This is a genomic window from Yoonia sp. R2331 (assembly GCF_041103235.1).
Lineage (GTDB): Bacteria > Pseudomonadota > Alphaproteobacteria > Rhodobacterales > Rhodobacteraceae > CANMYO01.
The window spans coordinates 2174147-2198577 of the sequence record NZ_JBGCUN010000001.1; the positions used below are offsets into that span (position 1 = coordinate 2174147).

General features: G+C 61.0%; 26 protein-coding genes. 13 read left to right on the forward strand and 13 right to left on the reverse strand.

Annotated elements, in window-relative coordinates; genetic code table 11:
* Window positions 1-10 precede the first annotated feature (10 nt).
* Window positions 11-493: an REP-associated tyrosine transposase gene (locus AB3Y40_RS20415; RefSeq protein ID WP_459553980.1), complete on the forward strand. Its 483-nt coding sequence runs from the start codon at window positions 11-13 to the stop codon at window positions 491-493.
* Window positions 494-920: 427 nt separating this feature from the next.
* On the opposite strand, the gene AB3Y40_RS11175 is transcribed toward AB3Y40_RS20415, so the two are convergent.
* Window positions 921-1403: a hypothetical protein gene (locus AB3Y40_RS11175; protein WP_369438866.1), complete on the reverse strand. Its 483-nt coding sequence runs from the start codon at window positions 1401-1403 to the stop codon at window positions 921-923.
* 59 nt (window positions 1404-1462) lie between these two features.
* The gene (gene thyX, locus AB3Y40_RS11180; protein ID WP_369438867.1) at window positions 1463-2365 is read right to left on the reverse strand and encodes an FAD-dependent thymidylate synthase; all 903 of its coding nucleotides are present in this window, start codon (window positions 2363-2365) and stop codon (window positions 1463-1465) included.
* A gap of 174 nt (window positions 2366-2539) precedes the next feature.
* Here thyX and AB3Y40_RS11185 point away from each other — a divergent pair, with 174 nt between their 5' ends.
* From AB3Y40_RS11185 to AB3Y40_RS11205, 5 genes are read left to right on the forward strand one after another with little or no spacing between them, the layout of a single operon-like run.
* Window positions 2540-3478, forward strand: a complete 939-nt coding sequence (locus AB3Y40_RS11185) for a hypothetical protein (RefSeq protein WP_369438868.1) — start codon at window positions 2540-2542, stop codon at window positions 3476-3478.
* On the forward strand, window positions 3465-4940 hold the full coding sequence (locus AB3Y40_RS11190) for a surface lipoprotein assembly modifier (protein ID WP_369438869.1): 1476 nt from the start codon (window positions 3465-3467) through the stop codon (window positions 4938-4940). Before AB3Y40_RS11185 ends, AB3Y40_RS11190 begins: the two co-directional genes overlap by 14 nt.
* A gap of 59 nt (window positions 4941-4999) precedes the next feature.
* Complete coding sequence (locus AB3Y40_RS11195) at window positions 5000-5428, forward strand: VOC family protein (RefSeq protein WP_369438870.1); 429 nt, start codon at window positions 5000-5002, stop codon at window positions 5426-5428.
* The gene (locus AB3Y40_RS11200) at window positions 5422-6120 is read left to right on the forward strand and encodes a DUF1194 domain-containing protein (protein WP_369438871.1); all 699 of its coding nucleotides are present in this window, start codon (window positions 5422-5424) and stop codon (window positions 6118-6120) included. The genes AB3Y40_RS11195 and AB3Y40_RS11200 overlap by 7 nt, the downstream gene beginning before the upstream one ends.
* Window positions 6117-6839: a DUF1194 domain-containing protein gene (locus tag AB3Y40_RS11205; RefSeq protein WP_369438872.1), complete on the forward strand. Its 723-nt coding sequence runs from the start codon at window positions 6117-6119 to the stop codon at window positions 6837-6839. Before AB3Y40_RS11200 ends, AB3Y40_RS11205 begins: the two co-directional genes overlap by 4 nt.
* Before the next feature lie 199 nt (window positions 6840-7038).
* Here AB3Y40_RS11205 and AB3Y40_RS11210 read toward each other — a convergent pair whose 3' ends face one another.
* From AB3Y40_RS11210 to AB3Y40_RS11220, 3 genes are read right to left on the reverse strand one after another with little or no spacing between them, the layout of a single operon-like run.
* On the reverse strand, window positions 7039-7560 hold the full coding sequence (locus AB3Y40_RS11210) for a MarR family winged helix-turn-helix transcriptional regulator (protein WP_369438873.1): 522 nt from the start codon (window positions 7558-7560) through the stop codon (window positions 7039-7041).
* A 55-nt stretch (window positions 7561-7615) separates the two neighbouring features.
* Window positions 7616-7894, reverse strand: coding sequence for a succinate dehydrogenase assembly factor 2 (locus AB3Y40_RS11215; protein ID WP_369438874.1), 279 nt, complete (start codon window positions 7892-7894; stop codon window positions 7616-7618).
* Complete coding sequence (locus tag AB3Y40_RS11220) at window positions 7891-8292, reverse strand: helix-turn-helix domain-containing protein (RefSeq protein ID WP_369438875.1); 402 nt, start codon at window positions 8290-8292, stop codon at window positions 7891-7893. Before AB3Y40_RS11220 ends, AB3Y40_RS11215 begins: the two co-directional genes overlap by 4 nt.
* An 81-nt stretch (window positions 8293-8373) precedes the next feature.
* On the opposite strand from AB3Y40_RS11220, the gene AB3Y40_RS11225 reads away from it, so the two are divergent.
* The 3 genes from AB3Y40_RS11225 (at window position 8374) to AB3Y40_RS11235 (ending at window position 11245) form a co-directional block, all read left to right on the forward strand.
* Window positions 8374-9576: a pyridoxal phosphate-dependent aminotransferase gene (locus AB3Y40_RS11225; RefSeq protein WP_369439642.1), complete on the forward strand. Its 1203-nt coding sequence runs from the start codon at window positions 8374-8376 to the stop codon at window positions 9574-9576.
* A 247-nt stretch (window positions 9577-9823) separates the two neighbouring features.
* Window positions 9824-10639 (forward strand): FkbM family methyltransferase, encoded by an 816-nt coding sequence (locus tag AB3Y40_RS11230; protein WP_369438876.1) that lies wholly within the window; start codon window positions 9824-9826, stop codon window positions 10637-10639.
* Between the two features lie 189 nt (window positions 10640-10828).
* A complete protein-coding gene (locus tag AB3Y40_RS11235) occupies window positions 10829-11245 on the forward strand; it encodes a hypothetical protein (protein ID WP_369438877.1) in 417 nt (138 codons plus the stop codon).
* On the opposite strand, the gene AB3Y40_RS11240 is transcribed toward AB3Y40_RS11235, so the two are convergent.
* From AB3Y40_RS11240 to AB3Y40_RS11250, 3 genes are read right to left on the reverse strand one after another with little or no spacing between them, the layout of a single operon-like run.
* Window positions 11242-12603, reverse strand: a complete 1362-nt coding sequence (locus tag AB3Y40_RS11240; RefSeq protein ID WP_369438878.1) for an MATE family efflux transporter — start codon at window positions 12601-12603, stop codon at window positions 11242-11244. The genes AB3Y40_RS11235 and AB3Y40_RS11240 overlap by 4 nt on opposite strands.
* Before the next feature lie 37 nt (window positions 12604-12640).
* Window positions 12641-13663, reverse strand: a complete 1023-nt coding sequence (locus AB3Y40_RS11245) for a nickel/cobalt transporter (RefSeq protein WP_369438879.1) — start codon at window positions 13661-13663, stop codon at window positions 12641-12643.
* The gene (locus AB3Y40_RS11250) at window positions 13645-14295 is read right to left on the reverse strand and encodes a DUF1007 family protein (RefSeq protein ID WP_369438880.1); all 651 of its coding nucleotides are present in this window, start codon (window positions 14293-14295) and stop codon (window positions 13645-13647) included. Before AB3Y40_RS11250 ends, AB3Y40_RS11245 begins: the two co-directional genes overlap by 19 nt.
* A gap of 88 nt (window positions 14296-14383) precedes the next feature.
* Here AB3Y40_RS11250 and AB3Y40_RS11255 point away from each other — a divergent pair, with 88 nt between their 5' ends.
* On the forward strand, window positions 14384-15031 hold the full coding sequence (locus AB3Y40_RS11255; protein WP_369438881.1) for a TIGR02453 family protein: 648 nt from the start codon (window positions 14384-14386) through the stop codon (window positions 15029-15031).
* A gap of 61 nt (window positions 15032-15092) precedes the next feature.
* On the opposite strand, the gene AB3Y40_RS11260 is transcribed toward AB3Y40_RS11255, so the two are convergent.
* Genes AB3Y40_RS11260 through AB3Y40_RS11275 form a run of 4 tightly spaced genes read right to left on the reverse strand, consistent with a single transcriptional unit; the run spans window position 15093 to window position 17738 of the window.
* Window positions 15093-15560 carry a hypothetical protein gene (locus tag AB3Y40_RS11260; RefSeq protein WP_369438882.1) on the reverse strand — a complete coding sequence of 156 codons (468 nt, stop codon included), beginning with the start codon at window positions 15558-15560 and terminating at the stop codon, window positions 15093-15095.
* Window positions 15557-16477: an isopenicillin N synthase family dioxygenase gene (locus AB3Y40_RS11265; RefSeq protein WP_369438883.1), complete on the reverse strand. Its 921-nt coding sequence runs from the start codon at window positions 16475-16477 to the stop codon at window positions 15557-15559. Before AB3Y40_RS11265 ends, AB3Y40_RS11260 begins: the two co-directional genes overlap by 4 nt.
* Window positions 16477-16857, reverse strand: coding sequence for a GFA family protein (locus AB3Y40_RS11270; RefSeq protein ID WP_369438884.1), 381 nt, complete (start codon window positions 16855-16857; stop codon window positions 16477-16479). The genes AB3Y40_RS11265 and AB3Y40_RS11270 overlap by 1 nt, the downstream gene beginning before the upstream one ends.
* On the reverse strand, window positions 16854-17738 hold the full coding sequence (locus tag AB3Y40_RS11275) for an NAD-dependent epimerase/dehydratase family protein (RefSeq protein WP_369438885.1): 885 nt from the start codon (window positions 17736-17738) through the stop codon (window positions 16854-16856). Before AB3Y40_RS11275 ends, AB3Y40_RS11270 begins: the two co-directional genes overlap by 4 nt.
* A 98-nt stretch (window positions 17739-17836) precedes the next feature.
* On the opposite strand from AB3Y40_RS11275, the gene AB3Y40_RS11280 reads away from it, so the two are divergent.
* The gene (locus tag AB3Y40_RS11280) at window positions 17837-19123 is read left to right on the forward strand and encodes an alpha/beta hydrolase family protein (RefSeq protein ID WP_369438886.1); all 1287 of its coding nucleotides are present in this window, start codon (window positions 17837-17839) and stop codon (window positions 19121-19123) included.
* A gap of 408 nt (window positions 19124-19531) precedes the next feature.
* On the opposite strand, the gene AB3Y40_RS11285 is transcribed toward AB3Y40_RS11280, so the two are convergent.
* Window positions 19532-21676 (reverse strand): hypothetical protein, encoded by a 2145-nt coding sequence (locus tag AB3Y40_RS11285; protein ID WP_369438887.1) that lies wholly within the window; start codon window positions 21674-21676, stop codon window positions 19532-19534.
* A 157-nt stretch (window positions 21677-21833) separates the two neighbouring features.
* On the opposite strand from AB3Y40_RS11285, the gene AB3Y40_RS11290 reads away from it, so the two are divergent.
* Together AB3Y40_RS11290 and AB3Y40_RS11295 are read left to right on the forward strand one after the other, a co-directional pair.
* A complete protein-coding gene (locus AB3Y40_RS11290; protein WP_369438888.1) occupies window positions 21834-23789 on the forward strand; it encodes a DNA gyrase/topoisomerase IV subunit B in 1956 nt (651 codons plus the stop codon).
* An 82-nt stretch (window positions 23790-23871) separates the two neighbouring features.
* Window positions 23872-24261: a hypothetical protein gene (locus AB3Y40_RS11295; RefSeq protein ID WP_369438889.1), complete on the forward strand. Its 390-nt coding sequence runs from the start codon at window positions 23872-23874 to the stop codon at window positions 24259-24261.
* The last annotated feature ends 170 nt before the right edge of the window (window positions 24262-24431 follow it).

A 24431-nucleotide genomic window follows, 5' to 3' on the forward strand; every position in this document is an offset into this window, starting at 1 on the left:
GGGTGCGGCGATGTCGAAATACCGCCGCCCAGATGTCACCGGAGCCTGCGTCTTTCTGACGGTCAACTTGGCCGCGCGCGGGACGGATACATTGGTGCGCCATATTGATCTGTTGCGCGACGCGGTGGCGCGGACCAAATCGGAGCACCCGTTTGGGATTGATGCTTGGGTTGTGCTGCCCGATCACATGCATTGCGTCTGGTCCTTGCCCGCCGGGGACAAGGCCTATGGGCAGCGGGTCGGTGCGATCAAGGCGCGGTTTTCGACAGCCTTGGGTAGGGCGGGGTTTACCCCGCCGCCCCGTCAAAGGCAGGCGTTTGGTGTGGTTGGCGGACGTCGGAGAGTCGGGGTAAACCCCGACCTACCCAAGGATGAAACGTCGGTGTGGCAGAAACGGTTTTGGGGTGAACGGCGTCTAGGAAGCGGTCCAGTGGACCGCTTCAGCCGTGAACGGGCGGAGCCCCGGCGGCGAAGCCGATCACATTCGGGATGAGGCGGACTTTCGGAACCATGTGCGTATTGTTGGCACAATCCGGTGAAGCATGGGTTGGTGGAAGATGTCCGCGATTGGCCGTTTTCGTCGTGGTGGCGGGATTTCGGCCCGTCTCGGAATTGATCTGCGGGATCAACTCAGGGCCGAACGGGCGGAGTCCGAAGGGCGGGTTTGACCCTGCTGGTTGTGTTGGGTTGAGATGGTGTTTGCCGGGGTGAACCCCGGCCTACAGTCTGGTAGATGCATTTGGAGAAACCATGACGGTTGGTTTCGGCGTGTCCACCAACCTGAGCCAGATTGGTGACTGGTTGAACAATGCGCGCCAATAGGTAGCTGTGTTGCAGCGGCTGGGAAACAGACCGGCCAGGAAACAGATGAGTTCGTCTTTGCGGGGGAACTGTACGATGAAGGCCCGCCTTAGCGCTTGCTAGCTCGGTGAATCACAGGCCTGCCTTCGCAGCTTGGTTGCGTCGCGTGTCGCACCGGACAAGTCACCGAAGACTTCCGCCGCCATCAGACAAGAAACGGTTCTGAAAGATCGATCGCCAAACCGGTCCATAAAGACGTAGAAAAACATCTGATCCCGACCGCCAATACTGACATCAACGCGAAGATTTGCAGCGGTATCTGAAACCTCCTGCGTCGCCAAGACCCGCTTTACGATATCTGGCAGTGAGTCAGTTGCCCCGACATTTTCGAGGAAGGAAACGACCACGTCACTTTGAGAAAGTGGGTTCCAGTCTTCGCTTCCTTCGATCCAAGTGTGATTGGTATCCAGCGCTGCAAGCTGCTGATCAAAATCACGAATTGTTTGATAAACAATAATTCGAGCGGGATGGCCGATCACCTCGCCAAAGGATTTGGTGGTGTCCTGGGCAGAGGCGACACTCGCGAGTGCCAGAAATGTCAAAACAGGCAACAACCTTTGCATAGTGTCCTCATCAATTTCATTTCTGACGAATTGAGGTGCTAAAGAAGTGCCTCAAACTCCCGCCATTCGCCCTTACTCATCCCCGACGTCTCTTGCGTGACCGCCTCGCCTGCCAGCATCCGGCGCAAGCACTGCAGGCCCTTTTCGGAGAGGACCGCGCCGCCGAGGCGGTAGTCTTCGAAGGCGGCATAGGCGGCGGGGACCCAGTCGGCGACGATGTTGCAGATGGCGTCAGCATAGACTCGGATTTCGTATTGGGCGTGGGCGTCGGCGCGCAGGCGCAGGAAGTGGAAGAGGTTGTGCAGGTCCACCTTCCAATACCATTGGGTGTAGATATTGGCGGGCAGGTTCATGCGGGCGAGTTCACGGGCGAGGCCTTGTTGCCCCTCGTCGGAAATCATTTCCTCGTAGTGGTCATAGGCCTGCGCGCTGTCATCCTTGAGGTAGCGCAGCACGCGGGCGGCCTCTTCGCCTGAGAGGGCTTCGCCCCGGCCCTGATTGTTGACGACCGATTGCGCGGCGAGTTTGTCAGGTTCGGGGATGTAGAATTCACGGTCAAGGATCGAGTAGCGGGCAGAGTATTCGTTGACGTTGGCGGTGCGGTGGCGGATCCACTGGCGGGCGACAAAGACGGGCAGTTTGACGTGCAGCTTGACCTCGCACATCTCAAACGGGGTGGAGTGCCAGTGCCGCATCAGGTAGCGGATCAGGCCGGTGTCATTTGAGACGGACTTGGTGCCTTTGCCGTAGCTGACGCGGGCGGCCTGACAGATCGCGGCATCATCGCCCATGTAGTCAATGACCCGGACGAATCCGTGGTCGAGCACATCGTGGGCCAGATAGAGGTGCTTTTCCATGCCCTCGGACACCGCGCGCAGGGTCGGTTTGGACTGCTGGCGCAAAAGATCAATTTCGGCCTGTTGCGTGTCGGTGACGGGCATGGGCTACTCCTGTGGGGTGCTGAGTCGTCGGACACTATATCTAGACGCAGGGCGCGGCAAAACCTCCATATGCGGAAAAGAAAACCGATGGGGTTCTGTGTTGGCGATTGACTTGCCCCGGTGGGGCACGGATGATGATGTTGATTTTTTGAACCCACGACAGGTATCCGACCGATGAACCGTCTTTTGACCACTGCCGCGCTGCTGGCATTGCTTGCCGCTTGTGACAATGCGCAGCCATTTACGTTTGCACCGATTGGCGATGAGGTCCCTGTCGAGGACGAGGATGCAGAGCCGGTTTCAGCGGCGGGTATTCCCGAGGCCGTTGGTCGCAATCTGGAAACGGCGACGTATCGGGCGGGCGGGAATTTCCTGTCGGTGCAGATTACCTCACTTGATTCCACGCCGACGGACGCGATTTATGAGCGCAATGCGGCATTGGATGTGCCCGGCTACCGCGCGTTCAGTCAGCAAGAAGACCCGCTTGACCGGATTTTCATCGGCATGGCCCAGACCAAAAGTGGTGTAACCGGCGTGCTGGTGATGGATGGCGGGCAGTTCAACAAGTTCTTCTCTGGCACCTACTTTGAACAGAACGGGGCCTATTCTGCGCATACGCCATCGCAGCCCAACAATGGGCTTGTGTCCTATGCCGGGGACTATGTGGGCATGCTGAACCTTGATGCACCTCGCCCAAACGAGGCGCTGCCTTTCCCGGCTGGTGTTGATCCGGCCTTGGCCCCCGGACAGGCGTCACGGGTGACGGGCGACATCTTTATCAACGCGGACTTTTCGGACAACACCGTGAACGGATTGATCTACAACCGCGAGGTTGTTGATTTCGGCAATGCACCGCTGGACAACGTGGTGCTGATTGTTACGGAGTTTGACGAGAACGGACAATTCCTTGGCACGGTCGAAGATCCGGGTCAGACCGAGATTGGCAGCTGGGCGGGTACGTTTGGTGGTGTTCAGGCCTCTGGCATTGCGGGCGGCATCTTTATCGAGGAATTCATTCCGACGGTTGAGAATGAAGCCGAGCAAGGCCTGTTTGTGCTGACCAAATGCGGCAACAGCGGAGATGCGGCGATCTGCGACAATGTTAATCCGTAAGGCCGCAGCACTGATCTGCGCGGTCTTTTGGGCGACGGCGCCGACCGCACAAACCACAGTTGATATCCCCTTTGATGAGGCCCGGCAGATTGCGGCGCGGGCCACGCTTGAGGGCAATCCGCAGCTGGCGATTGATATCGCCACGGCCCTGCTGCAGGCAAATCCGAACGACCGCGACGCCTATCTGATATTGGCAAATGCGCTGCCTCAGGTCGGACGGGCGGAAGACGGACGCAAGGCAGGTCAGCGCGCCTTTGCCCTGTCGACCTCGCAGGTGCAACGGTATGGTGCTGCGCGCCAGACAGCACTTGCCGCTGCAAACGAGGGGCGTTTTACCCTGTCGTCGCTCTGGCTGCGCCGGGCGCTAATCCATGCGCCGAACGAAGCCGAGACCAAGCGGACAATCGCGGATGCACAGCAGGTGGCGCGGGTTAATCCGTGGTCAACACAGTTAAACTTTTCGGTCACACCATCGGGGAATGTGAATGGCGGGACGCAGGACGCGCAACTGACGTTTGACTACTTGCGGCTGACTCCGCTCGACGAAAACACGGTTTTGGCTGAAATCGCCGAATTTGGCGGGGCGAATTCCGTAGACGCGCAGGCGCTGTCAGGCATCATTCTACGGTACGGGATCACGACACAGTACCGCGCCTACGAGACCGCAACAAGCCGGGTGCAATTGTCGTTTTCCTATGATGCGACGCGCGTGCGGCTTTCAAAAGAGGCCCGCGACGCCCGCGCCGCGGAATTCCAGGCAAGTGTTGAGGCCGCAAACAGGGGCGAGGGTTTGCCGCCCGAACCACTGAATGGCAATCGCGATTTTTCGTCAGATATCGCACAAATCGGCCTGCGGTATGACCGCATTTTCGGGGCCTCGCTTGGCACGGTCGAGCTGACCCTTGGGCAAGTCCGCTATGCGGGTGACCCCTACTATGCTTTTGGCCGCGTATCGCTAAGCTATGTTCGTACGCTCAACGACCGGCAACGCCTGATCCTGTCCGGTTTTGCAGAGCGGCAGGACAGCGCAGACGGGCCCACGGCGGATGTGGATCGCAAGGGCGCACGGGCGACGGTGGTGCATCAGTTTTCGGACGGCAGCCAGCTATCTGGGACGCTGGGACTGACCCAAAGCGACAGTGACCGGGTCAACCAAACCTCGACCCAGTGGTCGTTTCAGGGGCGTTATAGCCCCCGCTATCGCCTTGGACCTGCGCAGTTTTCTGTCTCTGCCGGGCTGAGCAAGCAAGAGTTTCCGGCCTACAACGTCGGGCTGATCCCGGTGCTGGGCGGGCGCGAAGACAAGGTGCGGTCGCTGGGGCTTGATATCACTTTCCCCGACATCCAATACGCCGGGTTCAGCCCGGTTGTCAGCCTGTCGGCCGAAAAGTCGACCAGCAATATCAGCCGGTTTACGCGCGACACCAATAACATCGGGCTGAATTTCGTTTCCTCGTTCTGACCGCTTGGCCTTCGCCACGTCTGTGCTAGTTTCTGGCGCAACCAGCAAAGGAACCAAGCATGTCACTAAAATATCTGCACACCATGATCCGGGTGAAGGATCTGGAGGCCACGCAAGCCTTTTTCCGTCTGCTCGGCATGGAAGAAATCCGCCGTCACGACAATGAAGGCGGGCGGTTTTCGCTGATCTTCATGGCCGCCTCCGGTGACGAGGATTGCCCGGTTGAGCTGACCTACAATTGGGATGGTGATGACGGCCTGCCCTCTGACAGCCGCCATTTCGGGCATCTGGCTTATGCCTGCGATGATATCTACGCGCTGTGCCAGCATCTGATGGACAATGGCGTGGTGATCAATCGGCCACCGCGCGATGGGCATATGGCCTTTGTGCGGTCGCCCGACAATGTCTCGATCGAATTGCTGCAGAAGGGCGAAAGCCTGCCCGCGCAAGAACCCTGGGCCAGCATGGAAAACACCGGCCATTGGTAAGGGCTGCGGCCCTTCTGGCGCTTTGGCCCGGCGGGGCAGAGGCGTGTCGGCTGGCGCTGATCCTGGCGATGGATGTGTCCTCTTCGGTGAACGCCAAAGAGGATGCGTTGCAGCGCGGCGGATTGGCGGCGGCACTGGTGGCCCCCGATGTGCAGGCGGCGTTTTTCGCCAGCGCTGATCCGGTGGCGCTGGCAGTGTTTGAATGGTCGGGGCGATACAATCAAGAGGATCTGCTGGGCTGGACTTTGATCGAAACGCCCGAAGATCTGGCGGCCGCAGCGGCCCGGATCGCAGGGTCAAGCCGCAGTCACAACGACTTTCCCACGGCCATGGGCCATGCGCTGGGACATGCCGCCGTCCGGTTGGATGCGGCCCCTGATGGTTGCCAGTCGCGCACGGTTGATCTGGCGGGGGACGGCGAAAACAACGATGGCTTTGGTCCGGCAGAGGCCTATGCCGCCTTTGATTTCGATGGCGTCACGGTCAACGGGCTGGTGGTCAACGCCGGCGAATACGAGGCCGAGGTGAACCTGATCGCCTACTACCGCGCGCAGGTGTTGCGCGGCCCCGGCGCTTTTCTGGAAATCGCCAATGGGTTTGAAAACTACGCCAGCGCGATGGAACGCAAGCTGATCCGAGAGCTGTCAGCGATGGTGCTGGGTGGTGCGCCCAGGGTTGGCAGCGGCGGATGAAGGCATTGGCGCCCTTACTGGCGCTGGTGGCGGCCCCGGCACAGGCGGCTTGCCGGCAGGCACTGGCCCTGGGGCTGGATATCTCGGGCTCGGTCGATGCACATGAATATCAGCTGCAGCGAGACGGGCTGGCGCAGGCGCTAAGCAGCCCGGCGGTGCAGGATATCCTGTTTCAACCGGGCAGCGCACCGGTGCGGATAGCAGTCTTTGAATGGTCAGGCCCGGCAGAGCAGGTCGTGATCGTGCCCTGGACAGAGCTTGCGGATCGCGCAGCACTTGCCGGGGTTCTGGGTGTGCTGCAAAGCCGCCCGCGCCCGGCACAAAGCCCCACGACGGCAATTGGTGCCGCACTCCAGACCGGGCTTGATCTTTTGGCAGCGCAGCCGGACTGCTGGAAACGCACGCTGGATTTGTCGGGTGATGGCAAGGCCAACACCGGCCCCCTGCCCCAAAGCATCATTCTTCCCGATGGGATGGGCGATGTCACGGTCAACGGACTTGTTGTCGGCATTGCCGAACGCCCGGGCGGAAACTGGGGTGCGGGCATCCAGGAACTGACCGCTTATTTTGAGGCTTACGTGCTGCGCGGCCCGGATGCCTTTGTCGAAGTGGCACTGGGCTATGGTGACTACGCCGCGGCAATGGAACGCAAGCTCTTGCGGGAATTGGAAACGCTCGCCACCTCGCAATCCGCACCCGCCACATCACAAGCCCCCTAACACCACCCAAGGCGCTGCACGCCCACATCCAGACCGCCGACAGATACGATGCGCAGGTCCTTCACTTCTTCTGGCCAAAATAATCCCCGCCGGAGGCTTCCACCGATCCAAGCGCAAAACCGCCGGGGCCCTTTGCAACAGGGCCACCAGCGGCAGTATGTCGTGCGGCGCAGCCGCGCAATCTAATAGGATGCGCGGATCAGTAGATATAGCGGATCTGTTCGGTCCAATAGCGTTCCATCCGCCGCAGGGAGGTGATAATGTCATCAATCCCCTGCTGGTCCATCACACCACGAGTCACCAGCCCATCGGCATGGGTGGCAAACAGCTTTCCCACGATCAGGCGAATTTCGCGGCCCTTGGCGGTCAGGCTGACCCGGACAGAGCGGCGGTCCACCTCACTGCGCTGGTGGTGCATATAGCCGTTGTCCACCAACTTCTTGAGGTTGTAACTGACATTGCTGCCTTGATAATAGCCACGGGTTTTCAGCTCACCCGCTGTCACCTCGTTATCGCCGATGTTGAATAGCAGCAGGGCCTGTACAGCGTTGATTTCCAGCACCCCGACCCGTTCAAATTCATCCTTGATGACGTCCAGCAACAATCGGTGCAGACGCTCGACCAAGGTCAAACTGTCCAGATAGCTGGCCATAAAGGCTGTATTGGCTGCCGAAAGTTCTGCCTCGGCCGGGACTTGTTTCAGGTTCGTATGCAAGGTCATCTTGTTCTCCGAATCCACCGCAAGACCGGAATGAACGAAAAAGCCCAAGGAAACGTTAAGCGGACCCCGGCTTTGCAACACCCGCCGCACCTGCGGCAATCCGCGCCATCAGCCCTGAATAATCATCCGGCACCGGCGCCTTGCCCATGATCCAGGCAAGGATATCATGGTCATTTTCCGCCAACAGTCGGTCATAAAGCGCCAGCTCCTCCGCTGACATGCCCGCCAGATGCCGGTCCGCAAAATCCATCAGAATCAGGTCCATTTCCTTGATCCCGCGCCGCATGGACCGCATCGCCAGCCGCTTGACCATCACCTCGCGCGGTTCGGTCATGCGGCGACAGTCAGTGCCTTGCGCAGCTGCTTTTCCAGCCGTGCCAGTTGGTCTGTTCCGCGTGCGATCTGCGCGCGCGTGGCGCGCATTTGCGCCAAGAGGTCGCTGACCTCGGGTGTGACATCCGGAGCCTCATCACCGCCCTCGGGCCCCTCACCTACGCCTGTCATCAGCCAGGACAGGCTGATCCCCATCATGCCCGCCAGAATGGTCAGCCGGTTGGCGCGCGGTTCCTTGCGATCCTCTTCCCATGCGGCGATTGTCGCAGGCTTCACCCCCAGACGCTTGGCCACGTCTTCGACCGACATGCCCACGCTTTCGCGCGCCGCTGCCAGCCGGTCACCGAAAGTTGCCATGTCGTCTGAATACCAACCGTCCTGCGTTTCGTCTTCGGGCATCTGGGGCTCCTTGTCGCTTGCAATGGGGTTCTGGGTGACCCTATGACACGCACAACAGCCTTTGACCACCGGGAGACGACGATGCCATTCCTGTCTGCGACACTGGACCGCGTGAAACCTTCGCCCACCATTGCAGTGACGGCCAAAGCAGCAGAGCTGCGCGCTGCAGGGCGTGACGTGATCGGGCTGGGCGCGGGCGAGCCGGACTTCGACACGCCCGAAAACATCCGCACCGCCGCCAAGACCGCGATTGATGCAGGCCACACCCGTTACACCGCCGTGGACGGCATCCCGGCCCTGAAAGAGGCGATCTGCGCCAAGTTCAAACGCGACAATGCTCTGGACTACGCCCCCGCCCAGATCAACGTGGGCACCGGCGGCAAACAGGTGCTCTATAACGCCTTCATGGCCACCCTGAACCCCGGTGACGAGGTGATTATCCCAGCCCCCTTTTGGGTCAGCTATCCCGATATGGTGCTGCTAGGGGGCGGCACACCGGTGTTCATCGCAGGCGCGCTGGATCAGGGCTACAAGATCACACCGGAACAACTTGACGCGGCAATCACGCCCAAGACCAAGTGGTTCCTGTTCAACAGCCCCAGCAACCCCACCGGTGCAGGCTACAGCTGGTCGGAACTGAAGGCGTTGACAGATGTGTTGCTGCGGCATCCGCATGTCTGGGTGATGACCGATGACATGTATGAACATCTGGCGTTTGGAAATTTCACGTTTTGCACGCCTGCGCAGGTGGAACCGCAGCTTTACGACCGGACGCTGACGATCAACGGGGTCAGCAAGGCCTATGCGATGACCGGCTGGCGGATCGGCTATGCGGGCGGGCCAGAGGTGCTGATCCGCGCGATGCGCAAGGTGCAGTCGCAATCCACCTCGAACCCCTCATCGGTCAGTCAGCACGCGGCGCTTGAGGCACTGAACGGTCCGCAGGACTTTCTGGCCCCCAATGCCACCCTGTTCCAACGCCGCCGCGATCTGGTGGTGGACGGGCTGAATGCCTGCCCCGGCATCACCTGCCCGCGCCCCGAAGGCGCGTTCTATGTCTATCCGTCGATTGCAGGCTGCATCGGCAAAACCTCTGCCGGTGGTGCCGCGATCACCGACGACGAAGCCTTTGCCACCGCCCTGCTGGAGGAAACCGGTGTCGCCGTGGTCTTTGGCGCAGCCTTCGGCCTGAGCCCGCATTTCCGGGTCAGTTACGCTACCAGCGACGATGCGCTGGCAGAGGCCTGCGCGCGGATCAAGGGATTCTGCGAAGGGTTGGTGTGAAGCGCAAAACCCTTTGAAGGGTTTTCTCCAAAGCCTTTGAAAGGCTTTGGCGACAGTGCCGCAGGGCACCCTGCCGTATTGCCAGGTGAAACGTAATCTCTCATGCTGCCTTAGATCAATAAGCATCCTTTGGTTCGGCAGTGGGGTTTTTTTCATGCGTAGGACGGCACTACCATTTTCACGTCATTTTTCACCTGCGATCTGGCAGGCACGCTTTGGGCGCTTAAAAGATGCCCGCAAGGACGGAGTGCGGGGCTATGAATTTGCGCAAACCATCGCGCTGAGTGGCGCGGATTTTGCACAGGCCGCGACAAACTTTGTTCAGACCTACTTTGACCCTGAAATCGCGATTGGTTACGACGAGGCGCGCGACGACTACGTTGCATCGCAGGATCCGGTCTATCGCTTTACCGCGCCTGCGCGCCTTCGGTATTTTACCCAAGGATTGGCCCATCGCGGCAAAGTACTGGCGCATGAGTACCTGCTCGATGACATTGCCTTTGAAGACGGTGATCATATCGTTGAATCCGGCGGCAACGACGGGGATTTCTCGCTTGCTTTGCGTCAGTTTGGCAAACGTTTTTCGCTGGATACCTTTGAACCTTCGCCGCGCGAATTTCAAACGCTGTCGGCCAATATTGCCAGTCTGGGGATCTATGAACAGGCCCGGGCCCATGACGTCGCACTTTGGCATCAAAGCGACCAGGAGCTTGAATTCTATGTGAAATCCGGGACAGCGGATTCGTCTATCCATCCAATTGATGGATCAAGCGAGGTTGTTAAGGTCAGGACCAAACGCCTAGACGAGGTGCTGCCGCGTCAGCGCTACAAGCTGCTCAAACTCGAGGCCGAGGGCGCAGAGCCGGAAATCTTGGACGGCGCGATGGGGGTTCTGGATTGCTTTGACTACGTCACTGCTGATGTGGGGTTCGAACGCGGTCTCAAACAGGAAAGCACCCTACCGCAGGTGACCAACCTGCTGTTGCGCAACGGCTTTTCGGTGGCCCGTTGCGGCAATGAACGGCGGGTCGTGCTGTATGTGAATGACCGCACTTCAGCGTGAGCGATGCCGCGCGTGACGACGCAAGGGCGGCGTCTGTGACCGCAAAGATTATGGCCCGGCGTGGGGTGGCAATTTCTTCAAAGAAATTGGCGGCAAATCCTCTTTGAGGATTTGCTGACAGACTTTTGCAAAAGTCTGTTTCGCCGTTGGCACCGCACTGTTAACCTCTCACAAAAGCCTGAGGCGCGCATGACAAAAGACCTGCCAGACTACTACTTCCGGATCCGCGAAAACGGCGCGGCGGTGTTCCGCGTGGATACCGAGAACCGGCAGCGGCGGATCGAGCTAAACCAGGTGGCGGTCGTCAACGTCAAGAATGGAGAGGTCAAGCCGCATGGCGATCACACCCTTTCAGACGATGACATTGCCGCCATTCAGGACTGGCTGAACCAGCGTGTCGCCCTTCTCGCACAGCGGGACATGGATGATATTCACCGGGCGGTCGATTATCTGAACCTGACAACGCAATGGGTCCAGTCCAAGGCCGAAGACGCGCAGCTGGAAGAGGTGACAGACCGGCTGTTGCTGGCCATGCATGATCTGCGCACCTTGCTGGTCCGCAAGAAATCGGAGCGTCTGCTGGGCAAGGAGAACGACGCCGACTAGGCCGCCTGCGCAATCCGGCTGGTGCCGCGCCAGAACCGCCAGGACAAAAGCACACCGGCAACGCTCAACCCGATCACAAGCCCCAGCCAAAGCCCGACCGGCCCATAACCAAGCGTGAAGGCCAAGACATAGCTGGCCGGCAGCCCGATGATCCAATAGCTGATGACGGCAATCACCATGGGCACGGCTGTGTCCTGCACGCCGCGTAACAGGCCCAGCGCCATAACCTGCAGCGCATCGACTGCCTGAAAGAGTGCGGCCACGATGATCAGCGACACGCCCACGGACAAAAGCGCATCACGCGCTGGTTCATCAGGGTCGATGAAGGCGCTGACCAGAACATCCGGGACTGCCAGAAAGAGCGTGATGGTCAACACAACAAAGCCGCCCGACAGCACAATCGCGGCAATCCCGCCCTGGCGCAGGCCAGGTTCATCGCGGCGGCCCAGTGCGCGGCCTGCGCGCACGGTCGCCGCTTGGGACAGGCCGATATGGACCATGAACATGATGCTGGCCCATTGGATCGCGATGCCATGAGCGGCCAGTTCCAGCGCGCCAATCCAGCCCATCATCACCGCAGAGGCGGCAAACAGCCCACCTTCGGCCAGAGAGGTCAGGCCAATCGGCACGCCCAGACGGAAGACGCGGGCCATCACCTCGGGGTCGGGGCGGAGCGCGTTGCGGAAAAGCTCAAACTGCGGCAGGCGGCGTTGGACGTAGAGCACCAGCACCACAACCGTCACGATCTGCAACAGGACAGAGGCGATGGCGGCACCGCGGATCCCCAGCTCTGGCGCACCGAAGTTGCCGAAGATCAGCACGTAGTTCACGCAAGCGTTCAGCACCGCGGCCATGATTGTGGACCACAGGATGATCGCGGTGTGTTCGACCCCCGCCAGAAAGGATTTCAGCACCATGACCAGCAGCGCCGGGATCATGCCCAGCACGGCGATATGCAGATAGTCTTGCGCCGCGGCGGCCACAACCGGGTCTTGCCCGATGGCGAGCATGATGGCTTCGGAAAAGATGAAGGGAATAGAGACCGCGACGCCGTAAAAGACCGACAACCAGATCGCCATGCGGGTGGCGCGCCGCGCGGCCTGAGTGTCATCCACCTCGGCCGCGGCGGCGGCGAGCGCTGTGACGCCCACGCCAAAGCCTGCGCCGACGATAAAAAGCACAAAGAACATGGTCGCCGCGATGGTCACAGCGGCAAGGGCTGTCACATCGTACCAGCCCAGCATGATCGTGTCGGTCATGTGGATCGCAAATTGCGCCAGATTGGACGCAATCAGCGGCAGGCCCAGTTTCAGGACGGCAGAGAAGTGCTGCGGATATGTCTGGGCGGTGGGTTGCATCCCCTACCCCTATGCCCGGTTTTGAGGCAGGTAAAGCCTAGACTGTGCGGGCCAGCAATTGCAGCGCGAGGACCGCAACAAGCAGACCTGCCAGCACCTCGACCCCCGCCAAAAGCCGCGCGGTGCTGCGCGACGATGCGGCCTGCGCCAGTGCGCTTTCGCGCATGCCAACGGCGGCAAGGGCCACCACGACAGTGACCGAAGCCGTGCCAAGGCCCATCACCAGCGCGCCGATAATGCCCGCCCAGTCGATGCCCAGCCGCCAAGTGAGGATCAGCAGAAAGAGCGCCCCAGTGCAGGGGCGCACGGCAATGCTGCCGATCAGCACAACCGCATCGCGGAGCGACCGCACGGAAGCGGCCTGGTCTGGGGTTGGGCCGTGGGCGTGGCCGCAGGTGTCGCAGATGCCGTCGGTGTGGTGGTGGTGGTGATCATGCGCGTGGTCGTGATGATCATGCGTGTGAGCGTGGTGATCGTGGGCATGCGCGTGAGCGTGGTGATCGTGGGCATGCGCGTGAGCGTGATTGTGGGCGTGGTTGGGCTGAGCGGCGGCTTGCGGCGCGGCCCAGTACCGCCGCACCTTGCGCAGCCCGCGCAGCATCAGCCAGACCCCAACGCCTGCGATCAGCGCATAGCTGAGCGGGGCCATCACCTGATCGGCCACACCGGTCATCTGCGCGCGCCCCCAGCCCAGCACCCAGACACTGGCATAGACCAGAACCACGGCGGTCACGGCCTGCGCCAGAGAAGAGGCCACCGCCAGCCCGGCCAGACGCGCGGCAGGCACCCGTGCGCCAAGGCCGTAGCCGCCGATCAACAGCTTGCCGTGCCCCGGCCCCGCCGCATGCACAAAGCCGTAGGTGAAACACAGGCCCCAAAGCGTGAACACGGCACCGGGTTGGCCTGCTTGCAAGGCGCGCAGGGCACCGGCCATGGCATTCTGCACCTCGCGCTGGGTCGCTGCCGCCCAGCGGCTGACCTGATCGGCCCCGCCCATGCCCCACAGCCAGACCGCAAGCGCGACCAGCACGGCCATTAAGATCAGAGCGGCGCGGCGCATGTCACAGTAATCGTCTCAGCAAATTCAACGCCGACTTCGGGAAACTCTTCGTCCGGGCCGACATCACCAGCGGGGCGGCCATAAAGCAGTTCTTCGACCAGCGAATAGGCGCGGTCGAGATTGGGCGGAGTGATCGCAGCGGTGCAATCATCGCGCCCGGTGATCTGCACCGGGGCGGCCAGTTGATAGGCCACGTAGTAGAACGGGTCATAGACGCGGATGTTCAGCGGTGCGGCAGGGTCAGCGATCGTGACGGCGCGGCTGTGCATTTCGCGCACAAGGCCATCTTCGAACGTCATGGTATGGTCTTGCTTGGGCGCCAGTCCCAGCAAGGTATCGCCCTGCATGACCTCAAGATCGCCTTGGAAATCGGGCGGCCAAGCGGTGACGCTGGCCGCGAGCGTCTGCACCTCTGCCGGGGTCAGGCGCATGTCACCGTCCAGATCAAGGCCGAGATCAGCGGTGATCAACAGCGAAAAATAGTCGTCATAGACCCAGGCCAGACGCACCACCGGCGTGCTGCCGGAGAAATCCACAGTGACTTCGGCCCCCACAAAGATATGCGGGTGCGCCAGCGCCGGCGGCGGGGTCAGTGTCAGGGCCAATGCGGCGATGCAAAGCGGTGTGCGCATATGTCAGCAGATAGGCCAGCCGGACGGCACTGGCAATGGACAGTCGCAGCGCGCTGCGGCAACATTCCGCGGAACGAAAGGGAATGTGATGTCGGAGCTGAATAGTCTGATTGGGGATGCACGAGACTTTCTGGGGCAATTGGCCCAGAACAACAGCCGCGACTGGTGGCAGGACAACAAGGCGACCTATGACGCAAAGTTGAAAACGCCCGCTTTGGCGCTGCTGGACCAGATGCAACCGAAGCTGAAAGCGCTGAGCGGGCTGGAGGCCGTGCCCAAGCTTTTTCGCCCGCACCGGGATGTGCGGTTTTCCAAGGACAAGACGCCCTACACCACGCATCTGCACATGCTGTGGCGGCTGGACACAGGCGCGCGGCAGGATGCGGTGTTCTTTTTCGGTGTCGGGCTGGATTACATCACCGCGGGCGCTGGCATGATGGGGTTCGACAAGGCAGTGCTGGCGGATTGGCGCAAGTTTGTCGATCTGGATACGGATCGGATTGCGGGGGTTGTGACAGGGCTGGAGCGCAAGGGCGTGCATTTTCGCGACCCTGAACTGAAGCGCGTCCCCCCGCCCTTTGACAAGGACCACGCGGGCGCGCGGCTGTTGCGGATGAAGGGCGTGGTCGGCCATCTGGACCTGCCAGAGTCGGGACCGTTGGAGGCGCAACTGACCAAGGCCTTCACGACGCTTTGGCCGCTTAATGAGATGTTGATCGGGATCGCTGAAGCCTGAGCGCGGCGCCGGGGTGAACCCCGGCCTACGGATGTGTTGCTGGTGTCGTGATGGATGGCCGTCAGGCGAGGCGGCGGGCGGCGCTGCCCAAAAGACCCCGGCTATAAACCTTGTGAAACGGCATCAGCGCGTTGACCATGACGCCCAGCGGCGCGTCCGGTTCCGGCGGTGTCACCGCCGAGCCAAAGAACAGGCAACCGGGCTGATGATAAAGCCACGAGCGCGTGTAGCCGCGTTTGTCGGACAGCAGGATCTGATGATCCGCGCGATCCTCGACCCGCCAGGCGGCAAAGGTATCAGCGGTACCGGCGGCCAAGGCATCCACATCGGCGTCGGTGCTGGACATCCCAACCACGCCAAGGATCAGCCGTTCGGCGCGAAACAGCGGCGTGGTGTAAAACGCGCGGATGCAGGTCGCCAGATCCGGGGCCTGCGCATCGGTCATGTAACAATCGGCATAACAGTCATCGCGTTCCGCGTAGCGGTGCAGAAACGCGTCATCGGGCAGTGGGGCTGTGGTCAGGGTCATGTGCCGGTCGCCTTGAATTTGTTCATCAGGTAGGGTCCGGAACGCACCATACGCTCCCGTATGGTAGAGTCAAGCGGTGCGATTTCGGCGTCCCAATCAGGCTGATGAAAGAAGGCGAGCGATTGCCGGGCAGGCTGATCTGGGATCGCCACCACGCGGTGCAGCGTGCTGACCCAGCGGTCATTGGTCCAAAGCGCCATCAGATCGCCGATGTTGATCACAAAGGCCCCCGGCGGTGTTGGCACATCGACCCAGTCACCGGCGATCTGCACCTGCAGCCCGCGCCGGTCGGGTTGCGGCAGAAGGATTGTCAGGCTGCCGTAGTCGGTATGCGCCCCGGCCCGCTGCTGGTCCTTTTGCGCCGCAGCGCCGGTGGCAGGATAGTGCAGCGCGCGCAGGGCCGAGATCGGGTTGCCGATAAATGGCGCAAAGAAATCCGCATCGCGGCCCAGCGCCACGGCAAAGACCTGCATGATGCGCGCGGCCAACGTTTCCATCGCGGCGTAATAGGCCGTCCAGGCGTCCTGAAACCCGGGCAGATCGGGCCAGAGCGTGGGTTGGTAACAGAACTTCAGCGCATCGGCAGGCGCATCAAGAGGCACCCATAAAGGCCCGCCGTTAAAGGATTCCTTGAGGTCCGGCGGCGTGTCCATACCTTTTGATTTTGCCAATGCTTCGCTGTCGGGGCCAAGCCAGCCGTAGGGATAGCCCGGATATGGCGCGCGGACCTGTGCTTTGGTTGCAGGGTCTTGCGCAAAGAAGGCGGCAGCGGCGGTCCAGACGTCATCAATCACCTGCGGCGCCACACCGTGGCCGGTCAGCACCAGAAAGCCGGTGTCGCGGCAAATCGCGTCAACCTCGCGCGCAGAGGACGGGTCAGCGGCAAAACGGGACAGATCGTAGCTGGGAAAGGCCATCAGTCCATCACATCCATCCCTGCAAGCCGCAGCCAATCGGGGCGGCGGACATCATAGACCGATAGCGTGGGTGCAGGCAGATCAGCGGGGGCAAGCGCGCCGCCGGGAATCATCACACCGTCGATCTGGTCATTGAGGTACCAGACCGTCACGCCGCAGTCGGGACAGAAGTGGTAGGTGATCTGTGAGCCTTCATCGCCGGTGCGGGTAAACGCTTTGGAGGTGCCCTGCATGGTGACCGCATCGGACGCAAACCGGGTATTGAGCGAAAACGCACTGCCGGTGCGGGTGCGACATGCGTGGCAGTGGCAGACAACTGCGCGCAGGGGATCGCCGCTGGCCTGTGCCGTCAGTTGACCACAGGCGCAGGCGGCGATCATCCCAGCACCTCGCGCCAGGAGTGTTTGGGATCAAAGCCCAGAAGCGTACGAGCCTTGGTGATGTCATAGAATGTCTCGTCCGGGCCAAGGGCGCGCTTGACGGGCACATCGGCATAGTGATCGGCGATGATCTGATCGGTGGTCACGCCCACAGACATATCGGGATTGGCGACGTTGAAGACCTGATAGCCCAGCCCATCGGTTGCAAGGCAGCGGTCAACCATATGACCCAGATCGCGCGCGTCGATATAGCCAAAGATATTCCGCCTGCGGCTGGCGGGATCGGACATGAAGGCTGGAAAATTCTCAGCGTATTCATGAGGTTCAATCACGTTGTTGATGCGCAACCCATAGATATCCGCCCCGGTTCGGGCGTGAAATGAACGGCCCGTCGCCTCGTTACAGACCTTGGACATCGCATAGCTGTCGTGGGGCACGGTCGGGTGTTCTTCGTCGACGGGGATATAGCTTGGCTTGACCACGCCATCGGCAAAACAGACGCCATATGTCGTCTCAGAGCTGGCAAAGATGATCTTGGGCACGCCCAGTTTGGTCGCGGCCTCAATGACGTTGTAGGCGGAGGTTGTGTTTTGCCGAAAGCATTCCCCATCGGTGCCGATCATCACCCGCGGGACGGCGGCGAAATGCACAACGGCATCGTAGCGCGGCACCCCGGTTCCGGCGTCGAGTTCGGGAAAGTCGGTGAATTGCGACATCGCGCCGATCACTTGCCCGGCATCGCACAGATCCACCAGCAGTTCGGCGCAATCAAGGCCCGATGGCACCTGATCCACATTCAGGACCTGATGGCCCTGTTCCATGAGGTAAGTAATGGCGTGACGGCCCGCTTTGCCGCTGCCGCCGGTGAAAAATACACGCATCTGGCGCTCCGCTGTTGTTCTGGGCTAGCCTAGTGGCGTCAGGCGCATGTGCAAGCGCCCGCAGCCGGGATCGTCCATCCCCACCAAAGGAGAACCGCATGAAGACCTTGACATCATTGGCATTGACTGCGGCGTTGGCTGCCGGGACGGCCGCGGCGCAGAACCGGATCGACACGATCCGACCCGATGCCCCTGCGCTTGCTGATTATGGCGAGATGGCCGTGGGTGTGACCACACGGGTGTTCACGATGACGGATCAGGTCGATGTGGTGAACACCGGACCAGAGGGCGAGATTGCACGCGCTGACAGACCGCTGACAGTGGAAATCTGGTATCCGGCATTGGACAACACGGTGCCCGGCGGCCAGCACGAAGCGGTGATCCGCGATGGGACCACAACGGTGATGCTGGAAGGCTACGCCACGCGCGGAGCGGTGCCTGCGACCCAAGGGAGCTATCCGTTGGTGATCCTGAGCCACGGCTACCCCGGCAACCGCTGGCTGATGGGCTGGCTGGGCGAGAATCTGGCGTCCAAGGGATACGTTGTGGTCAGCATCGACCACAAAGACAGCACATATTCCGATCAGGCGGCGTTTGGGTCCACGTTGGTGAACCGGCCGTGGGACCAGCGTTATGTGATCGACCGCATGGCGGCATTGAAGGACGAGATCGGCGCGATTACCGATGCCGAAAACGCCGCTGTGGTGGGCTATTCTATGGGCGGCTATGGCGCGCTGATCTATGCGGGTGCCGGTGTCACGCAACTGGCCACCGCCTATGAATGGGGCGCGCCGCAGGGGCTGCTGGAGCGCAACATGATGGGCACCACCGAACATCAGAGCCTACGCGATGACCGCGTCAAAGCCTTTGTGGCCTTTGGTCCGTGGGGCAACAATGCGGGGTTCTGGGACGCCTCTGGTCTGTCGGACATCCACACGCCACTGATGCTGATCGCAGGCGAGGTGGACGATGTGTCAGGGTATGAGGCAATCCGGGGCATCTTTGACGGAGCCACCGGCATCACGCGGCATCTGCTGACGTTTGAGGCGGCCAACCACAACGCAGGCGCGCCGATGCCCGCCCCTGCCGAAAGCTATGCGGTCAATGAGACGCTGGGCTGGGCGCCGTTTGAGCATTACGCCGATGCGGTGTGGGACAATGTGCGGATGAACAATGTCAGCGCGCATTTTGTCACCGCCTATCTGGATCTGCATTTGAAAGGCGACACCGAAAAGGCCGACTACCTGATGCTGCAGCCTAATGCCGCTGATGGTGTCTGGGCCGTCGATGACGATGGCGCATTTACCGAGGATCACACCTATTGGACAGGCTTTGGCAACCGCACGGCGGCGGGGCTGCGGTTTGAGACAAAACAGGCGGAATAGGCTGGTGGCGTGATGCGGCACCTCACACACGGGCCGCATCATCACCAAACATGGATACCAGCAAGTACTAACAGTCAACTTGTAACGGGCTGCGACGACACCGAGGTGTCGCCGCGGTCGTCAACGACCAAACATAACACTCGTCACCCTCACTACACCCATAGGTTTATCGAAGGCCTTACCTGAAGGCACCTTGTCTCTTTAGACAGGTTTTGATGTTTATTTTCGCGGTCTTGGCGACAGAGGCCCCTGTGGCACCCCGCTTTGTTTCGCCCCTGCCAACAGTGCCACAATCAGGCCCGAATCGGGACGATTGTCCGGGACACCGGATTCGCCGTGGGGCTGGATTGCCGTAAACGTCACCCGAGCCGATACCAGATCAATCTGCCCCACCGCAGGTCCGCCTGATCAGTAGCGGCAAGTACAGGCGTTGGACGCGGCTTCCATCTGGCGGAGGGCCGCGCCGTAGCTTTCGTCGAGCGCGTCATAACGGGCCAGCAGTGCGCGGGTGTAGGGTTCTGCCTCCATCCAGGCTTTGATGTTGTCGGCGCGCCCTTGAAGCTCCAACAGAATCCACATGTCGACCACTGATATCTCTGCCTGCGCGGTGACCATCACGCCACCAAGAAAGGACGGTGCCCGCAGAAGGTTTTTCGCGCCGGAAGATACTTTCAGGATTTCGGCGGTTTGTTCCAGAACCGTCGCGGACACAAGGCCCAGTTCTGTCAGCGCCCATCCGAAGCCGTTCTGGGAAAATTCATGGAGCACACGTTCAAAAATGTTGGACCCGACGCGGGGTTTTTCCGCAGAGCCACCGACGCCAAGAACCGTACGCAGGGTCGGCGGGAGCCAGCCCGAAAAGCCCCTGAGCCTGTCCTCGACTATCTTTTCGTTGAAGGTCACCATTTCGGCCACGCCCAGATATGTGCTTTGTATCTCGGCACGGTTGCGTCGCAGGTCGTCCAGCAGCGCGCGGGCCGCCGCAATGTCGTCGGTCAGGGCTTGATCCGCGGTGCAGCTTTGCAGGCCACGCGCGCGGGTGCTGAGCGTATCAAAGCGGGCAAACACGCTGGGGGCGGCGCGGGCCTGCGCAAAGAGCCAGGCATCAAGACCCTTGTTGGACGCCAGCGTGTTGGTGAGGATTTCAACCCGGCTCGTTAGGGCTGGATCTGCATCGTCATCGTCGCGCGGGCCGGGGAACAGCCGCTTGCCCGGTAGATCCGCGACAGGTTGCAGCGCGCCTGCGGCGATGGCCTGCAGCTCTGACGCGGGCAGCATCTGCGCCAGCTCATTGCGGAGTGCTGCGTCGCAGTTGCGGACGTGGACCGTGCCAAAGCTGCGACCCGCATTGACCCAAGTGCCGGTCACAGGGTCAAGCGCGCGGGCGCGCATGGTGATCCGGGAGGCAATGGATTGATGCCCCGCAACCGGTTGAATGGCATAGGAAAACCCAAAGTTGAACCGCCCGCCGGACCCCGATGCGCGGCAAACGACCGTCAGCGGCCCGGTGTTCTGGCAAGACTGCGCGCCCAACAAGACAAGCGGATGTGTGGTGCGGAACGTCGCCTCTACTTCGGTAAAGGGGCGGCTGCCGACATCCTCCAGCGTGGCGGTCAAGTCATGCTGCACCACCATTGGGTTCGTGTCGGGTGAAGCGGCATAGGGCCGCGCCGCAGTCGCAGGCCCTACGTCAATGCTGGCCCGCCCGATGAGGTCGCCGGCATTCAGTTCCAGATCAAGGATCACCGGGGTGCCGCTGATGTCCAGCACATGCCGTCCCGCGCGGGCGCCCGGCCAGAAGGTCAGGTCAACCTCCAGATAATCCTGTCCTGCCGGGTCACGCGCCACACGCGGTGGGCTGACCTCGATTCCGGTCGTGTCCCCCAGCAAGGTTGCGGTCTGGAACCCCCACAAGTCTCGCCCGGTGATCCGCACCGTGACCCAGGGGCGCTGATCGGGGAATGGTTGATCCAGTGACCAGGCGGGCAAGCTGGCGTCAAAAACCATTTTGACGTGCCGGTCCGAGACCCTTTCGCTGGCCCGCATATGCGACAGGCCGGATGGGTTCAAAACGGTGACACGCTGCACCAACGGCACGATGCGCTGCCATGTGGATTGCCCGGCAGTGTCATTGTACTGCCATTGCCCGGTCATCGTGTTCGGCCCCGACATGCTGACCGCTTCAGTGCCGCCCCAATGGCCGTGCAGCCCATGGGCATGGGTGATGTCCATCTGAGCCCCTGCCGGGTTGGCTTGCACCCCGCGCACAAAATAGGACCCGCCCCCGGCGATCAGGTAGTTCAGGTTGAGATGTCCGCGCTGCACGACGGTCCCGAACTGACAGTTTGCCATCCGGTCGCCGTCACACCGTTCAACCCGGTCATGGAACACGGTGACCCGCAATTCGGACGGGGTGTCTTCGTCCTGCACATCGTGCCAGCGGACGGCCCAGTTGCCCTCGACCGGGTATCTGATCGGCGCGCTGTCCTGCGCCGCAAGGCCACTTGCCCAGACCAGCGCGACGAATGTCATGTAGATGAATGAATGTCGCACCACCGTCCCCAATACGCTGACTTGAATGAACCCGAGTGTATGCCCTGAGCGCCGCAGGTCAATCGGGGCGGTGTGGAACCGGATAGCGATTGCCCTGCCCCGCTTGCTCTGCGATGATGCGACACGCCAAGAAACAACAGCTAAAAAGAGCAGCGACATGGCCGATCTTTTGTCCCCCAAAGGGGGGTCTTCCTACGACGCATCCAGCATTCAGGTGCTCGAACAGATGGAGGCCGTGCGCCTGCGCCCCGGCATGTATATCGGCGGCACCGATGAACGCGCGCTGCACCATCTGGTGGCCGAGATCGTCGATAACTCGATGGATGAGGTTGTGGCGGGCCACGCCTCTTGGATCGAGATCGAGCTGAGCGCAGACGGCTCTGTCACGGTGCGCGACAATGGGCGCGGCATCCCGACCGATCCGCATCCGTCCGACCCCAAGAAATCCACGCTTGAGATCATTTTCTGCACCCTGCACGCGGGCGGCAAGTTTGATGGTGACGCCTATGAAACCTCTGGCGGGTTGCACGGGGTTGGCTCTTCGGTGGTGAATGCGCTGTCGGACCATCTGCGCGTGGAGGTGGCCCGCAACAAAGAGCTGTTGGCGATGGAGTTCAGCCGCGGCGTGCCGCAAGGCAAGCTGCAAAAGGTGGGCGCGGCCCCGAACCGGCGCGGCACCAATGTAACGTTCCACCCGGACGGAGAGATTTTCGGGTCGCTGAAACTGAAGCCCGCGCGCCTGTTCAAGATGGCGCGGTCTAAGGCTTATCTGTTCTCGGGCGTGGAAATCCGCTGGAAGACCGACATTGACGATGGCGAGACCCCGCAAGAGGCGGTGTTCAAGTTCCCCGGCGGGTTGTCGGATTATCTGGCCGAGACGCTGGGCGGGGCGACCACCTATGCCGACAGCCCCTTTGCCGGATCGGTGGAGTTCAAGGAAAAGTTCGGCGTTCCGGGCAAGGTGGAATGGGCGATCAACTGGACGCCGTCGCGCGATGGGTTCATCCAGTCCTATTGTAACACCGTGCCCACGCCCGAAGGCGGCACCCACGAGATGGGGTTCTGGGGGGCGGTGCTGAAGGGCATCAAGGCCTATGGCGAGCTGACAAATGTCAAAAAGGCCAGCATCATCACCCGCGATGATCTGATGACAGGCGGCTGTGCTTTGGTGTCGTGCTTTATCCGCGAGCCGGAGTTCGTGGGCCAGACCAAGGATCGGCTTGCCACGACAGAAGCGGGCCGGATGGTCGACGCCGCCGTGCGCGACCACTTCGACAACTGGCTGGCGGCGGACACCAAATCGGCCGGTGCGATTTTGGACTTTCTGGTGCTGCGAGCCGAAGAACGGCTGCGCCGCCGTCAGGAAAAGGAAACCGCCCGCAAGAGTGCGACGAAAAAGCTGCGCCTGCCCGGCAAGCTGACCGATTGTTCATCGAAGTCCCGCGAAGGGACGGAGCTGTTCATCGTTGAGGGCGACAGCGCGGGTGGCTCTGGCAAAGGCGCGCGGGACCGGAATTTTCAGGCCCTGCTGCCGCTGCGCGGGAAAATCCTGAACGTGCTGGGCGCGGCCTCGTCGAAGCTGACGTCGAATGCAGAGATTTCCGACCTCTGCGAGGCCTTGGGTGTCGGCATGGGGGCAAAGTTCAATCTGGATGATCTGCGCTATGACAAGATCATCATCATGACGGACGCGGATGTGGACGGGGCGCATATCGCCTCGCTTCTGATGACGTTTTTCTTTACCCAAATGCGACCCTTGATTGATGCGGGGCATTTGTATCTGGCCTGCCCGCCGCTCTATCGGCTGACCCAAGGGGCGAAGCGTATCTATGTGGCCGATGATGCCGAGAAGAACGCGATGATGGAGAAGGGTCTGGGCGGCAAGGGCAAAATCGACGTGCAGCGGTTCAAGGGTCTGGGCGAGATGGACGCGAAGGACCTCAAAGAGACGACGATGGACCCCAAGACGCGGAAGTTGATCCGGGTGTCGGTGTCCGACGATGAACCGGGTGAGACGGCGGACCTGGTGGAGCGCCTGATGGGCAAGAAGCCGGAGTTGCGGTTCCAGTATATTCAGGAGAACGCGCGGTTTGTGGAAGAGTTGGATGTTTAGGGGAAATCGCTTCCTATGCCTAACGACTGTCTGCGCTATCACCTGTTCATCAGCCCTATTTGCCGAAACACTGAAAGTTCTGGTGAACCACCCTCCGGCATCATTTGAAGAAACGCTGGATCAAGTTGACCCTGACGGAAGGATTCAACTTTCAAGTGATGCTTGGTTTGCGCCCGGAGAGGCAGACATCTTGGTTTTCTTTGTGGAGTCGGAGCAGGATGTCATAACGCTTCCGCGGATTGGTCAGGAGGTTTTGGCACGTGTGAGCCATCGTAGCGGATCACTCATTCGGGTGAAGGCAACGATTGACGGCACGACAGAAGTGCGCGTGCAAATCAACGATCTTTCAAAGGCGAGCAGTGGAGCCCAATTCCAGGGCTGTATTGCGGCGCTGGACCTCGCTTCACTTGGCTATGATGAGGACTCTCTGTTGATCGAACGCATCAACTTTTTTTGCGCGGGTTATGATTAGCCCCTTGCTGAGCGGGCACGTTGAACTTGTGGAGGGCATCGCCCGACCTGGTGGGCGTTTGTGACTTCGCAGCTTGATCCGTCATATCCAAAGGTCCGACTGTTCCGCTGTTTGAAACGTTGCAAAATCGCCCTCCGGGGGGAGGTCGGGCGATGCCCGCCGGTGCCGCC

Excerpts from the sequence above, each read along its gene's own strand:
- AB3Y40_RS11185 (WP_369438868.1), top strand. The coding sequence starts at position 2,540 with ATGAACCGTCTTTTGACCACTGCCGCGCTGCTGGCATTGCTTGCCGCT.
- AB3Y40_RS11190 (WP_369438869.1), top strand. The coding sequence starts at position 3,465 with ATGTTAATCCGTAAGGCCGCAGCACTGATCTGCGCGGTCTTTTGGGCG.
- AB3Y40_RS20415 (WP_459553980.1), top strand. The coding sequence starts at position 11 with ATGTCGAAATACCGCCGCCCAGATGTCACCGGAGCCTGCGTCTTTCTG.
- AB3Y40_RS11210 (WP_369438873.1), bottom strand. The coding sequence starts at position 7,560 with ATGACCTTGCATACGAACCTGAAACAAGTCCCGGCCGAGGCAGAACTT.
- AB3Y40_RS11225 (WP_369439642.1), top strand. The coding sequence starts at position 8,374 with ATGCCATTCCTGTCTGCGACACTGGACCGCGTGAAACCTTCGCCCACC.
- AB3Y40_RS11255 (WP_369438881.1), top strand. The coding sequence starts at position 14,384 with ATGTCGGAGCTGAATAGTCTGATTGGGGATGCACGAGACTTTCTGGGG.
- AB3Y40_RS11245 (WP_369438879.1), bottom strand. The coding sequence starts at position 13,663 with ATGCGCCGCGCCGCTCTGATCTTAATGGCCGTGCTGGTCGCGCTTGCG.
- AB3Y40_RS11250 (WP_369438880.1), bottom strand. The coding sequence starts at position 14,295 with ATGCGCACACCGCTTTGCATCGCCGCATTGGCCCTGACACTGACCCCG.
- AB3Y40_RS11270 (WP_369438884.1), bottom strand. The coding sequence starts at position 16,857 with ATGATCGCCGCCTGCGCCTGTGGTCAACTGACGGCACAGGCCAGCGGC.
- AB3Y40_RS11265 (WP_369438883.1), bottom strand. The coding sequence starts at position 16,477 with ATGGCCTTTCCCAGCTACGATCTGTCCCGTTTTGCCGCTGACCCGTCC.
- AB3Y40_RS11215 (WP_369438874.1), bottom strand. The coding sequence starts at position 7,894 with ATGACCGAACCGCGCGAGGTGATGGTCAAGCGGCTGGCGATGCGGTCC.
- AB3Y40_RS11240 (WP_369438878.1), bottom strand. The coding sequence starts at position 12,603 with ATGCAACCCACCGCCCAGACATATCCGCAGCACTTCTCTGCCGTCCTG.
- AB3Y40_RS11195 (WP_369438870.1), top strand. The coding sequence starts at position 5,000 with ATGTCACTAAAATATCTGCACACCATGATCCGGGTGAAGGATCTGGAG.
- AB3Y40_RS11280 (WP_369438886.1), top strand. The coding sequence starts at position 17,837 with ATGAAGACCTTGACATCATTGGCATTGACTGCGGCGTTGGCTGCCGGG.
- AB3Y40_RS11290 (WP_369438888.1), top strand. The coding sequence starts at position 21,834 with ATGGCCGATCTTTTGTCCCCCAAAGGGGGGTCTTCCTACGACGCATCC.
- AB3Y40_RS11275 (WP_369438885.1), bottom strand. The coding sequence starts at position 17,738 with ATGCGTGTATTTTTCACCGGCGGCAGCGGCAAAGCGGGCCGTCACGCC.
- AB3Y40_RS11235 (WP_369438877.1), top strand. The coding sequence starts at position 10,829 with ATGACAAAAGACCTGCCAGACTACTACTTCCGGATCCGCGAAAACGGC.
- AB3Y40_RS11205 (WP_369438872.1), top strand. The coding sequence starts at position 6,117 with ATGAAGGCATTGGCGCCCTTACTGGCGCTGGTGGCGGCCCCGGCACAG.
- AB3Y40_RS11220 (WP_369438875.1), bottom strand. The coding sequence starts at position 8,292 with ATGCCCGAAGACGAAACGCAGGACGGTTGGTATTCAGACGACATGGCA.
- thyX (WP_369438867.1), bottom strand. The coding sequence starts at position 2,365 with ATGCCCGTCACCGACACGCAACAGGCCGAAATTGATCTTTTGCGCCAG.
- AB3Y40_RS11260 (WP_369438882.1), bottom strand. The coding sequence starts at position 15,560 with ATGACCCTGACCACAGCCCCACTGCCCGATGACGCGTTTCTGCACCGC.